General features: G+C 64.2%; 8 protein-coding genes and 1 tRNA gene. 4 read left to right on the top strand and 5 right to left on the bottom strand.

Annotation, left to right across the window (positions count from 1 at the left end; genetic code table 11):
- Positions 1 to 85 precede the first annotated feature (85 nt).
- Positions 86 to 793: a GAF domain-containing protein gene (locus AB0366_RS19595; protein ID WP_366245377.1), complete on the bottom strand. Its 708-nt coding sequence runs from the start codon at positions 791 to 793 to the stop codon at positions 86 to 88.
- A gap of 165 nt (positions 794 to 958) precedes the next feature.
- On the opposite strand from AB0366_RS19595, the gene AB0366_RS19590 reads away from it, so the two are divergent.
- Positions 959 to 2,077, top strand: coding sequence for an endo-1,4-beta-xylanase (locus AB0366_RS19590; protein WP_366245376.1), 1,119 nt, complete (start codon positions 959 to 961; stop codon positions 2,075 to 2,077).
- 48 nt (positions 2,078 to 2,125) lie between these two features.
- Positions 2,126 to 3,046, top strand: a complete 921-nt coding sequence (locus tag AB0366_RS19585; RefSeq protein WP_366245375.1) for an alpha/beta fold hydrolase — start codon at positions 2,126 to 2,128, stop codon at positions 3,044 to 3,046.
- Here the strand turns inward: AB0366_RS19585 and AB0366_RS19580 are convergent.
- Positions 3,040 to 7,173: a bifunctional nitrate reductase/sulfite reductase flavoprotein subunit alpha gene (locus tag AB0366_RS19580; protein WP_366245373.1), complete on the bottom strand. Its 4,134-nt coding sequence runs from the start codon at positions 7,171 to 7,173 to the stop codon at positions 3,040 to 3,042. The two genes, AB0366_RS19585 and AB0366_RS19580, sit on opposite strands and share 7 nt — an antisense overlap.
- A 260-nt stretch (positions 7,174 to 7,433) precedes the next feature.
- Between AB0366_RS19580 and AB0366_RS19575 the strand changes: the two genes are divergently transcribed.
- The gene (locus AB0366_RS19575) at positions 7,434 to 8,627 is read left to right on the top strand and encodes an Ig-like domain-containing protein (RefSeq protein ID WP_366245372.1); all 1,194 of its coding nucleotides are present in this window, start codon (positions 7,434 to 7,436) and stop codon (positions 8,625 to 8,627) included.
- A gap of 20 nt (positions 8,628 to 8,647) precedes the next feature.
- On the opposite strand, the gene AB0366_RS19570 is transcribed toward AB0366_RS19575, so the two are convergent.
- The 3 genes from AB0366_RS19570 to orn all read right to left on the bottom strand — a co-directional run bounded on the left by AB0366_RS19570 (position 8,648) and on the right by orn (position 10,490).
- Positions 8,648 to 9,397 carry a M23 family metallopeptidase gene (locus AB0366_RS19570; protein WP_366245371.1) on the bottom strand — a complete coding sequence of 250 codons (750 nt, stop codon included), beginning with the start codon at positions 9,395 to 9,397 and terminating at the stop codon, positions 8,648 to 8,650.
- Between the two features lie 327 nt (positions 9,398 to 9,724).
- Positions 9,725 to 9,800: transfer RNA gene (locus tag AB0366_RS19565), tRNA-His, on the bottom strand.
- Between the two features lie 78 nt (positions 9,801 to 9,878).
- Positions 9,879 to 10,490: an oligoribonuclease gene (gene orn / locus AB0366_RS19560; RefSeq protein ID WP_121872304.1), complete on the bottom strand. Its 612-nt coding sequence runs from the start codon at positions 10,488 to 10,490 to the stop codon at positions 9,879 to 9,881.
- A gap of 94 nt (positions 10,491 to 10,584) precedes the next feature.
- Here orn and AB0366_RS19555 point away from each other — a divergent pair, with 94 nt between their 5' ends.
- Entirely contained in the window at positions 10,585 to 12,309 is a 1,725-nt protein-coding gene (locus AB0366_RS19555; RefSeq protein ID WP_366245370.1) for a helicase HerA-like domain-containing protein, read from the top strand.
- Position 12,310 lies beyond the last annotated feature (1 nt).

Here is a 12,310-nt window from a genome sequence, read left to right as displayed (position 1 = left end):
AAGCGGCCACCCGGTCGACTTCTCGAAAAAAACTCGAAGTCGGTTGTAGGTCGGAAATGCTTATATTCGTCGGGGAATAACCCTCTTATTCGAAAACTCGCTCGCGAATTATCCACGCCAGATCTTGAAGTATCTGTACGTGACCGGTCGTCCATTGCCGCGGTCGCTGATCCCATACGCACAGGGTGCCCACGGAGTGGCCTGCGTCATCGGTGAGCGGAACTCCGAGGTAGGACACGAGAAGGTTGCCCTGCACGGAGGGGTGATCCTTGAGGATGTCGTTGAGTCGAGCGTCCTCGACCACCAGTGGTTGACCTAGATCGATCGCATAGCGGCAGATGGACCCGTCCATGGGGACCTCTTGCGCGCCACCGAGTTCCGCAGGAAGTCCGAGTGCACTCTTGAAGTACTGACGTTTGTCGTCGAGAAGGGAGAATGCAGCAGAAGGGGCGCTCAGGGCATCGGCGACCATGGTCACGATCCGGTCGTATCCCGCATCGGATCCGGTGTCCATCAGCCCAGTTCGAGCCACAGCGGCCAGTCGGTCGGGATCGTCGATCGGGGTGCCGAACGCTCGCGTGACCTCGGCTGGGCCGACGCCCTTCTCCGAGCCTCCCTGCAAAGCGCGAAGCAATGCACCGACGTCGGAGTCCTGATCTTCGGACAGTTCCCGCACGAGCCGGTCGACCACCGCTCCGCGAATGAATTCGGCGGTGGAAAGACCGGATTTCTCCGCCTGCCGGGCGAGCAGATCGTTCAGACGGTCGTCGAAACCGGGAAATCCTGTCGTCATTGGTTCGATGTTAGTACAGGCGTTGTTCTCGCACGGGCGCGAGCGGCGACATTGCTCGGGTGTTTATCGAATGCGTTCGAGACGTACGCGTGAGACAAAGCGCGCAACAATTGATTGGTGTCGGCACAGATATCGTGAAATCCGAGTGGTTGCTAGCATCTTTCGATGGAATGGAATTCACTGCGCCGGGCGGGTGCGGCAACGGCGACCGTACTGCTGCTGTTCGGTGCAGGGGCGGTGCCCGCTGCGGCGTCCGGTCTGCGGGAACAGCAGGCCACGGTGGGTAGTCCATCTTGTGCGCGGCAGTCGGATGCGGTTCGGATCGGAGTCTCACCCGGAGCGTCGATCGGCGCGCTGTCTCCTGCGGATCTGGATCGGGAACTCACTCTTGCCCGTGACGCCGGAGCTTTCGCGGTTCGTCTCGACATCGATTGGTCTGGCATCGAGTCGACACGGGGCAGGTTCGATTGGAGCCGAACGGATCGGGTGATCGATGCCGTTGTGGCCCACGGGATGTGCGTGCACGGCATCATCGCGTACACCCCGAGATGGGCGCGAGTGGCCGGTGCCGTCAACGATTCGCACTCCCGTCCTGCGAATCCCTCTACCTTTGCGGCGTTCGCCAAGACCGTGGTTCAGCGGTACCAGAGCCGAATCAAGATATGGGAAGTGTGGAACGAGCCGAACATCGTGACGTTCTTCAAGCCCGTTCCCGATGTGGCGGCGTACTCGGCGCTGCTTCGAGCGACCTACACCGTGATCAAGCAAGTGCAACCCGATTCCACCGTGCTCGCCGGCGGGATGGCACCAGCCGAGGACAAGGACGGCAACATCGCCGGTACGACCTTCCTGTCGAAGATGTACGCGCAAGGAGCCAACAAGTACTTCGACGCCTTCAATGTTCATCCGTACACGTGGCCGTACCTACCCAACGACCCGGACACGGCGTCGTGGAACACCGCCATGAAGATGTGGTCGATGCGGGACACCATGATCGCCGGCGGCGACAGTGGCAAACAGATCTGGATCACCGAGTTCGGAGCGCCCACCGGGACAGCCCCCAACAGTGTCAGCGAGCAGGTGCAATCGGACAGCATCGGGATAGTCCTCGATGCTGTCCTCGGCAACGACTGGCTCGGACCGGCCTACGTGTACAGCCTGCGCGACGCCGGTGCCGACACCGCCGACACCGAGCAGAACTTCGGTTTGGTGCGGCGCGACTGGACGCCCAAGATCGCCTACGGACGCGTCGACGCCTATGCCGCCGAGCACTCCGGCCGTTGATCGACCGATAGGGTTGGCGCTCCCGGCCTGGTGAGCTATCGTCTGCGCATGAACTCGCAGCCGGGGGGCTCGATCCCAGATCGCATCGATGTCACGTTCGATTCTCACGGAGACGCCTGCGCGGCGTGGCTCTATCTTCCGGCCGGTAGCGGCCCCGCTCCGGTGATCGTCATGGGGCATGGTCTCGGCGGAACTCGGGAAATGCGGCTCGACGCCTACGCGGAGCGTTTCCGCGCCGCCGGGTATGCCTGCCTGGTGTTCGACTATCGCTACTTCGGGGCGAGCGGCGGCGAGCCACGGCAGCTGCTCGACATCGAATCGCAGCTGCAGGACTGGGCCTCGGCCATCGCCCATGCCCGCTCGCGTGCCGACGTGGACAACTCCCGAATCGTGTTGTGGGGCTCGTCGTTCGGCGGCGGTCACGTCATCGTCGCCGCCGCCCGAGATCAGCAGGTCGCTGCAGTGATCTCGCAGTGCCCGTTCACCGACGGGATCGCCTCGGGACTCGCGTCGAACACCTGGACGTCGATGAAGTTGTCCGGTCGGGCACTGGGTGATCTGGCCGGATCGGTGGTCGGTCGACCGCCGCTGATGGTGAACACGGCCGGACGACCTGGAACGACCGCACTGATGACCTCGCCCGACAGCTACGACGGTTACCTGGCGCTCGCGCCGGACGCCGACGAGACGTTCCACAACCGAGTCGCAGCCAGAGTCGCGCTGCATATCGTGCGGCACCGGCCCGGGCGTCGGGCAAAGGACGTTCGCTGCCCCATCCTCTTCGTCGTCTGCGAGACGGACTCGGTCGCGCCGGCGAAAGCCACTCTGCGCTACGCACGGACGGCACCGCACGGAGAGATCAAGACCTACGACGCCGGTCATTTCGAGATCTACCTGGGTGAGGCGTTCGAGCAGGTGGTGGCAGACCAGGTCGAGTTCCTGACCCGCACGGTTCCACCGACTCAGTAGACGTCGCGTACGTAGCGCTTCTCTGCGGCAAGGGCTTTGACGTAGGCCTCGGCGCTGCTCGGGGCGAGCTTGCCGTGTTGTGCCACCACGCCCTTCAGTGCGGCGTCGACGTCCTTGGCCATCCTGGACGCATCGCCGCACACGTAGAAGTGGGCACCGCGGTGAATCCAGTTCCACAGTTCGGCCCCGTGCTCACGCATCCGATCCTGGACGTAGACCTTGTCCTTCTGATCACGCGAGAAGGCGACGTCCAGGCGGTTCAGCGAACCGTCGCTCAGCATCGCCGTCAGTTCGTCGCGATAGTAGAAGTCCGTATCGGCGTGCTGTTCACCGAAGAACAGCCAGTTGTGGCCGGTGTGCCCGAGTGCGCGACGCTCGTGCAGGAAGGCGCGGAACGGGGCCACACCGGTACCCGGGCCCACCATGATCATCGGGGTGGTGGGATCGTCCGGCGGCTTGAAGTGCGAGGTCTTCTGCACGAATATCCCCACATCGTGGTTCGACGCATGGTCGGCCAGGTAGGTCGAGCACACACCGCGCCGCGGAACTCCGTGCACGTTGTACCGCACCGCCGAGACGGTCACCTGTACCTCGTTGGGATTCTCCTTCGGACTCGACGAAATCGAGTACAGCCGCGGCTGCAACGGTTTGAGAACTCCCAGCCAGTCGTCCACCGAGGCCCGAACCGGATGGGCAGCAAGCACATCGATCGACTGACGACCCCACATCCAGTCGGACAACGCATGCTTGTTGTCGGGATGCAGCATCGCCTCCAGGTCGTCGTCAGCGGTTCGTCGGTGGACGAACTTCAGTAGATCCGGTGTTGCACGGGCGATTTCGAGGTGCCGGCTCAGCGCCGTGCGCAGCGGCATCGAGCCGAATCCAGCGAGATCGACAGCCGTATCGCTGTCCAGGCCGGTGGCCGCGAGCCATTCGTCGACGTAGCCATCGCTGTTGCGCGGCCACACTCCGAGTGCGTCGCCGACCTCGTACTCGAGGGTCCCGTCGGGCAGATGGAACCCGAACTGGCGGACGTCCTTGACCGATCCGCGTGCGGTCAGTACCCGATTGCGTACGAGGGTCGTCACCAGCGGGGACTTCTTGCTGTATCGCTCCGGCTCCGCTCGGGTCTGCGGAACGGTGCGCGCGGACTCCACCCGTGTTTCGTCGGCGGCGGTGTCGTCATCGCGCCGAAGCAGATCGGCCACCGCATCGAGCCACGCTGCCGCCTCACTCTCGTAGTCGGGCTCGCAGTCGACCCGCTCCAGCAGTCGCCGGGCACCCAACTCGGTGAGACGCTCGTCGATCCTGCGTCCGTGGCCGCAGAAGTCCGCATAGCTCGAGTCGCCGAAAGCGAGTACGGCATAACGGATTCCCGAAAGCGTCCCTGCTGACTCGGCTACGAGGCTGTCCCAGAACGTCGCACCGTTGTCGGGCGCTTCGCCGTCACCGGTGGTACTGCTGACTATCAGCACATCGGCCTCGGCGGGCAGACGATCGACGGTGAACGTATCCATCGAGTGTTCGGCGATCGTCAGGCCGGCTCCCTGCAGGTGGGCCAGGCAGGACTGGGCGTACTCCTCGGCGGTGCCGGTCTGCGAGGCCCACAGCAGCAGCACCGGGCGTCGGCCCGGATCAGCGGTATCGGCCGGTACGCCGGAGGTCGCACCGTCGGTGTCGGGTCTACGCGAGAACAGGCCCGCGAGAACGCCGTCGAGCCATGCGTGGGTTTCGGGGGACAGGGGAGTCTGCGACGGCAGTGTGGGCGTTCCGGCGGCGCTGCGGCCGGCCTCACTGCCCAGACCTTCGAGAAGGCCTGCGATGTAACGCTGCTCGATGGTGGTCAGTGGTTCCGAAGGACGCGCAGGCCGGCCGACGATCGTGGCGAGTGCATCGACCGGGTCTTCGGAATGCTCGTCGGCCACGGGTGAGAGTGATTGAGCTGCAGCAACTCTGGTGAGTGTGACCGCACACGCCTTGAACTCGGGTTGTTGAGAATACGGATCGATGGCGTCGTTGGTGACGGCATTGATGGCGAGATACTCACCGAATTCGTCGTTCCAGTGGAAGGGCGCGAAGCAGCTTCCCGGAAGCACTCGATCGCTGACGGCAGCAGGGAGGACGGCTCGGCCTCGGCGGGACGCGACCTCGACGCTGTCGCCGTCGATCACACCGAGCCGGTCGGCGTCGAGTGGGTGCACCTCGACGAACGGGCCGGAATCGAGTTTGTTCAGTTTGGCGACCTTGCCGGTCTTGGTCATGGTGTGCCACTGGTGTGGCAGGCGTCCGGTGTTGAGCAGAAACGGGTAGTCGTCGTCGGGCATTTCCGCAGGCACCATGCTGGGCCTGGCGAAGAACTGGGCCCGACCGCTCGGGGTGGGGAAGGACAGTGCGGGGATCGAACCGTCCTCGGACACCCGTCGTCGTTGACTGACTCCGTCGTTGAGGTAGCGGATCGGGTGCCGGGTGGTTGTCGCGTCGGGCGGACACGGCCACTGGATGGGACTCTCGCGCAGGCGTTCGTAGTTGACTCCGCGAATGTCGTAGCCGGTGTTGGGATTCCAGAACTGCTTGATCTCCTCGAACACCTCCTCGGCGCTCGCATAGGTGAAGCCGTCGGCATACCCCAGCGCGCACGCCATGTCGGCGATGATCTTCCAGTCCGGCAGCGCACCGCCCGGTGCCTCGAGCGCCGGTTGGAACAGCGTGAGGTTGCGTTCGGAATTGACCATCACTCCGTGCGCCTCCGTCCACAACGCGGCAGGCAGCATCACATCGGCGTAGTCGTTGGTTTCGGTATCTGCGAAGGCATCCTGAGTGATCACCAACTCGGCGCGCTCGAGACCGGCGATCACCGTCGTTCTGTTGGCCACCGAGGCAACCGGATTGGTGCAGATGATCCAGCAGGCCTTGATCTCACCGGCAGCGAGCTTGGAGAACATCTCGATGGTTCCGCCGCCGACGTCGGTGCGCAGCGTTCCGCGCGGAACGCCCCATCGGTCCTCGACGAATTCGCGGTCGGCGTCGTTGACCACTGCTCGCTGTCCCGGCAGCCCGGGTCCCATGTATCCCATTTCCCGTCCGCCCATGGCGTTCGGTTGTCCGGTCAGGGAGAACGGGCCGCTGCCGGTCCTGCAGATGGCACCGGTCGCCAGATGGAGGTTGCACAGCGCGTTGGTGTTCCAGGTTCCGTGCGTCGACTGGTTCAGGCCCATCGTCCAGCAGCTCATCCAGTTCTCTGCGCCGCCGATCATCGCGGCCGCGGCTCGGAGGTCTTGCTCGGCGAGACCGGTTGCGGCGCAGACCTTCTCCGGGGTGTAGTCGTCGAGGAACTCCGGCATCGCGTCCCACCCGTCGGTGAACTCCGCGATGAACTCCGGGTCGATGTCGCCGTTTTCCACGATGAGCGCCAGCAGACCGTTGAGCAGCGCCAGGTCCGAACCCGGCTCGAGTTGCAGATGCAGGTGGGCTTTGTCCGCGGTGGCGGTGCGCCGCGGGTCGACGACGATCAGCTTCGCGCCTGCCTTGACGCGGTCCATCATCCGCAGGAACAGAATGGGGTGACAGTCGGCCATGTTGGAGCCGATGACGAAGAACACGTCGGCGTGGTCGAAGTCCTCATACGACCCGGGTGGGCCGTCGGCTCCCAGTGATTGCTTGTATCCGGTTCCTGCGCTCGCCATGCAGAGTCGGGAATTGGATTCGATCTGGTTGGTGCCGATGAACCCCTTGGCCAATTTGTTCGACAGGTACTGGGCCTCGATCGACATCTGCCCGGATACGTACAGTGCGAGCGCATCGGGTCCGTGTTCGTCGATGATGGTTCGCAGTCGGCGGGCGGTGTCGTTGATCGCCGCCGAGGTGTCCGTGCTCTCCGGGTGCTCGCCGCGGCGGTGCCGAATCTGGGCCTTCTCGAGCCGTCCGGGACCGGCGAGCATGTCCGCGGTGGTGGTTCCCTTGGTGCACAGCCGGCCGAAGTTGGCCGGGTGAGACTTGTCGCCGACCGATTTGGTGACGACAGGCCTGGTCGGAGCGGCATCGGAGGACGTGGGCGGGCCGCCGATCTCGAGCACCATGCCGCATCCCACGCCGCAGTACGCGCAGAGTGTCTTCACCGTGGTGACCATGGATTCCACAGTGCCCGGCCCAGGGTGCGCCGTCATTACACGTCAGTTAGCCGGATATGACGTTGTCCTCACCGTGCTGCGCAAGGGGCGGTGATGTCCCGCCCGGCAGCTCGTGGAAAGCGGACGGGAGGTAACACGAACTTCCCGGTATGCGATTGGTACTCGAACGTTACTCATCGAACGGGCTGTCGAGTGGAGTGTCCGATTTTCCGCTGGCACAATCGTCCGAGTCGGGCTCGAAGTGGGAAGTGGTGTGGTTCATGAGGGTGTATCGCGGATTCGTACTCGCCGCGGTGGGAGTGGTTGCTTCGGTGGCAGTCCTGTCGGGATGTAGTTCTGCATCGGACATCTCCGAACCGTCGGTGCCGATCGATTCCAATCCGATGACCGAGCTGATGAAGCCGAAGCTGACCTCGAGCGTCCTCGACGGCGCCGTCGGATTCTCGCCGGCCGACCCGGTGACCGTCTCGGTCGCCGACGGCAAGTTGTCCTCGGTGACGATGCTCAACCCGGAGGGCGAGCCGGTCTCGGGAGCGATAGCGCCCGACGGATTGTCGTGGACCAACACCGAACCGCTCGGCTACGACCGCGAGTACCGCGTCCAGGCCGACGCATACGGACTCGGGGGAGCGTCGAGCACGGTATCGAGCTTCACCACCAGCCAACCCGGCAACTTCACCAAGCCCTACGTTCTGCCGAACCCCGGCGCAGTCGTCGGAATCGGTCAGCCGGTCGCGGTTCAGTTCGACGAACCGATCACCGACAAGGTTGCCGCGCAGAACGCCATCACCGTCACCACGACGCCCGCCGTCGAGGGTGCGTTCTACTGGGTCAACAACTCCGAGGTTCGCTGGCGTCCGCAGAACTACTGGGCACCGGGGACCGAGGTGGATGTGGCGGTGAACGTGTACGGGCGCGATCTCGGTGCCGACATCTTCGGCCAGGAGAACGCCACGACGTCGTTCACGATCGGTGACGCCGTCATCGCCACCGCCGACGACAACACCAAGCAGGTGACGTTCAACGTCAACGGCCAGGACGTGATCACCATGCCGACGTCCATGGGCAAGGACAGCACCCCCACCGACAACGGCGTCTACATCATCGGCGACCGCTTCGAGCATCTCGTGATGGATTCCTCGACCTACGGTGTGCCGGTGAATTCGTCGAGCGGATACCGCACTCCGGTCGACTGGGCCACGCGGATGTCCTACAGCGGCATCTTCTTCCACTCCGCACCGTGGTCGGTGGGACAGCAGGGCTATTCCAATGCCTCGCACGGGTGCCTGAACCTGAGTCCCACCAACGCGAAGTGGGTCTACGACAACACCAAGCGCGGCGACATCGTCGTCGTGAAGAACACCGTCGGTGGAACGCTGTCGGGTACCGACGGCCTCGGTGACTGGAACGTCCCGTGGGACGAGTGGAAAGCCGGGAACGCCACCACGGTCTGAGCGGACTCGGTTCGGCCGATCTAGCTTCGGTCGCGAGTCTGGTACAGCGAGGGATCGATGCCCAGGGTCTTCAGGTACGCCACCGGTTCGATGCTCGAACCGTTGTTGCGTACCTCGAAGTGCAGGTGCGGTCCGGTCGAATTTCCGGTGTTGCCGACTGCGCCCAGGACGTCGCCCGGTGCCACTTCGTCGCCGACTGCGACGGCGATGGTGGACTGGTGGCCGTAGTAGGTCTCGGTGTTGCCACTCTTGACCCGCACGAGCTTGCCGTAGCCGTCGCCTGCGTCTCCGGCCTGAACGACGGTTCCGCCGGTCACCGCGTGGATGGGGGTACCGCTGTCCGCAGCGAAGTCGACGCCTTGGTGGAACTGCGATCCGTTGCCGGTGGGGTTGTTGCGTCCGCCGTAGCCCGAGCTGATGCGGTACTTGCCTGCGTCGATGGGGAGCACTGCCCCGCCCAGACCCACGGTCGGAGGCGCGATCGGTAGTTCGATCTCGGGCAGGTCCGCGGTGGACGGTACGTCGGCTGCGTCGGGTGCCGTGAGCACGTCGCTGTCGAGGACGATGGCTGCGACCTGGTTGATGAGGACTCCGGTGGCGTCCAGGACGGCGGCGAGAATAGCGGCCCGTTGCTGCGCGTCGGGCTGCGGTATCGGGATCTGGGGGAGATCGATCGTGGGTTGAGCGGTGGCCACCGCCGGGCTGAGCAAGCCGGTTGTGCCGATGCACAGTGCTGCCGACAAGATCGAACCCGCTATGACTCTGTGCATTCTGCGACCCACGAAAAGCCTCCTCGTCTGCGTCTTCCGCGCACCGCCGGATGGGTGCGCGCAGGACGTAAGAACATGTTCGGTGACGCTTCGGGGCACGCTGAACTCACGTAGCAAAAAACACATGAATCACATTGGTACTTTTCTTCCCCAAAAGTGCCATTGGTAACCGTACGTCACATTAACCCCACAGGAAACCTGAAAGTTGAATTACAACAACGTAATTCGAGGTCAAGGCAGGTGCGTCGGCACCTCCGGCCGCTCCGTGACAGGTGAAATGAACGCACAAAAAAGGCCGGTCTCGCGAGGAGACCGGCCTTCTTCGTATGGGGTGAGCGACGGGACTCGAACCCGCGACATCCAGGATCACAACCTGGTGCTCTACCAGCTGAACTACGCCCACCATTGCACGCGTCCGCAGAACCTTTTGTGGCTCTGCATCAGCAGCGTCGACAATACTAGCGGGTTGAATCCGAGGTTGCTAATCCGCCCCCGATTGCGTGTCGAGTTCGGCAACAACTGCTGCGATGTCGCTGGTAGAGGGCCCCGGCGAAGCCACGAAGGCCGTCCGGCGGTAGTACTGCAACTCTTTGATCGACTCCTTGATGTCCGCCAGGGCGCGGTGCGCAAGGCCCTTGGCCGGCTGCCCGTAGTAGATCCGTGGGTACCACCGTCGGGAGAGTTCCTTGATCGAGCTGACGTCGATCATTCGGTAGTGGAGGTAGGTGTCGAGCGCCGTCATGTCGCGAGAGATGAATCCACGATCGGTCCCGATCGAGTTTCCCGCGAGTGGAACGGTCCCGGCCACCGGGACGTGCTCCTTGATGTACGCCAGCACGCGCTGCTCGGCTTCCTCCAGCGTCACCGTCGACGCGCGCACCTCGTCGGTCAAGCCCGATTTGGCGTGCATGTCGGTGACGACGGCAGGCATGTTCGCCAACGCGTCGTCGTCGGCGTGGATGACGATGTCGACACCCTCCCCGAGGATGTTGAGCTCACTGTCGGTCACCAGCGCCGCAATTTCGATCAGCTTGTCCTTGCTCAGGTCCAAGCCGGTCATTTCACAATCGATCCACACGAGTTTGTCCTGCACTCGCACCACACTAGTGCGAGCTGCGATGCCACTAGGGTTTGCGGTGGCGATCGAGCCAGTTCAGCATCAGCACACGTTCATGGAGGACGCGGACATGACAGTCGACCCGACGCAGCCGGCACCCACGCTCAGCCCGGCAGAGAAGGCGAAGGCTGCCAAGGCCGCCGCCGTCGAAGCGGCACGGGTCGCCGCCGTTGCCCTGGCCGCCGCCGAGGCCGCCGAAGCCGAGGCGCTGGCTGCGGAACAGGGGCAGCCGCAGGCATCGACCGGCAAAGCCGCCGAGATCGCCGCCGGATACGCCTCGGAGGGTGCCGCTTTGGAATTGGGAACCGTGGTGCTGGACGGCGTCACCGATCCGTCCGCCCGTATCCGAATTCCGTTGGCCACGTTGAACAGGCACGGTCTCGTGGCCGGGGCCACCGGAACCGGAAAGACGAAGACACTGCAGGGCATCGCCGAACAGCTCTGCGCCGCAGGCGTTCCCGTGGTCATGGCCGACGTCAAAGGCGACCTGTCGGGCCTGTCGAGGCCGGGCGAGGACAACGAGAAGATCCGCAGTCGAGCCACCGATACCGGGATTCCGGACTGGGCTCCGGCCGGCCATCCGGTGGAGTTTCTCTCCCTCGGCACCGACGGAATCGGGGTACCGGTCCGCGCCACCATCACCGCCTTCGGGCCGATTCTGCTCAGCAAGGTGTTGGGGCTGAACAACACTCAGGAATCGACGCTCGGGTTGATCTTCCACTGGGCTGATTCTCAGGGGCTCGCCCTGCTCGATCTCAAGGACCTGCGGTCGGTGATCATGCACCTCACCAGTGACGAGGGCAAGGCCGACCTGAAAGGCATCGGCGGCGTCTCCTCGGCCACCGCAGGCGTCATTCTGCGCGCACTGGTCAACCTCGAAGCCGACGGTGGCGACACCTTCTTCGGCGAGCCCGAGCTCGAGACCGAGGACCTGCTGCGCGTCGGGCCGGACGGCCGAGGCGTCATCACGCTGTTCGAGCTCGGGGCGCAGGCTACGCGGCCGGTGATGTTCTCCACCTTCCTGATGTGGGTGCTGGCCGATCTGTTCCAGACGCTGCCCGAGGTGGGCGATGTCGACAAACCCAAGCTGGTCTTCATCTTCGACGAGGCGCACCTGCTGTTCGCCGATGCTTCGAAGGCATTTCTGCAGCAGGTGGAGCAGACCGTCAAGCTCATCCGCTCGAAGGGTGTCGGTGTGTTCTTCTGCACGCAGCTGCCCACCGACGTTCCCAACGATGTTCTCTCCCAATTGGGCGCGCGAATTCAGCACGCCCTGCGCGCCTTCACACCCGATGATCAGAAGGCGTTGAACAAGACGGTGCGCACGTACCCCAAGACCGACGCCTACGACCTCGAGAAGGCACTGACGTCGTTGGGTATCGGCGAGGCCATCGTGACGGTGCTCTCGGAGCAGGGTGCCCCGACGCCCGTGGCCTGGACCAAGATTCGCCCGCCGCGCTCGTTGATGGACACCATCGGCAACGACGCCATCGCGGCGGCCGCGTCGTCGAGCACACTGTCCGCGAAGTACCGGGAGACGGTCGATCGGGAGTCGGCCTACGAGCGGATGAACGCTCGCGTGGCCAACGTGCCCGCTCCGGCCGAGAAATTCGACATCCCGCCCCTGCCTGCGGATCTGCCGGATCTACCCCCGAGCGAGCCGGAAGGCCCGTCGGCCGCCGAGCGGATCATGGGCAACCCCGCCGTCAAGAGCTTTCTACGCTCGGCCGCCTCGGCTGCCGGGCGAGAAATTTCGCGCAGCATCTTCGGTACCGGACGCCGCCGCCGGCGCTGAG

Origin of the sequence: Rhodococcus sp. NPDC076796 (genome assembly GCF_040702765.1) — a bacterium.
In the GTDB taxonomy this organism is placed as follows: Bacteria; Actinomycetota; Actinomycetes; order Mycobacteriales; family Mycobacteriaceae; genus Rhodococcoides.
This window is presented reverse-complemented; position numbering and strand designations above follow the sequence as displayed.

What these genes read in the sequence shown, in the direction of transcription:
- AB0366_RS19585 (WP_366245375.1), top strand. Translation starts at nt 2,126, where the DNA reads ATGAACTCGCAGCCGGGGGGCTCGATCCCAGATCGCATCGATGTCACG.
- AB0366_RS19570 (WP_366245371.1), bottom strand. Translation starts at nt 9,397, where the DNA reads ATGCACAGAGTCATAGCGGGTTCGATCTTGTCGGCAGCACTGTGCATC.
- AB0366_RS19595 (WP_366245377.1), bottom strand. Translation starts at nt 793, where the DNA reads ATGACGACAGGATTTCCCGGTTTCGACGACCGTCTGAACGATCTGCTC.
- AB0366_RS19590 (WP_366245376.1), top strand. Translation starts at nt 959, where the DNA reads ATGGAATGGAATTCACTGCGCCGGGCGGGTGCGGCAACGGCGACCGTA.
- AB0366_RS19555 (WP_366245370.1), top strand. Translation starts at nt 10,585, where the DNA reads ATGACAGTCGACCCGACGCAGCCGGCACCCACGCTCAGCCCGGCAGAG.
- AB0366_RS19580 (WP_366245373.1), bottom strand. Translation starts at nt 7,173, where the DNA reads ATGGTCACCACGGTGAAGACACTCTGCGCGTACTGCGGCGTGGGATGC.
- AB0366_RS19575 (WP_366245372.1), top strand. Translation starts at nt 7,434, where the DNA reads ATGAGGGTGTATCGCGGATTCGTACTCGCCGCGGTGGGAGTGGTTGCT.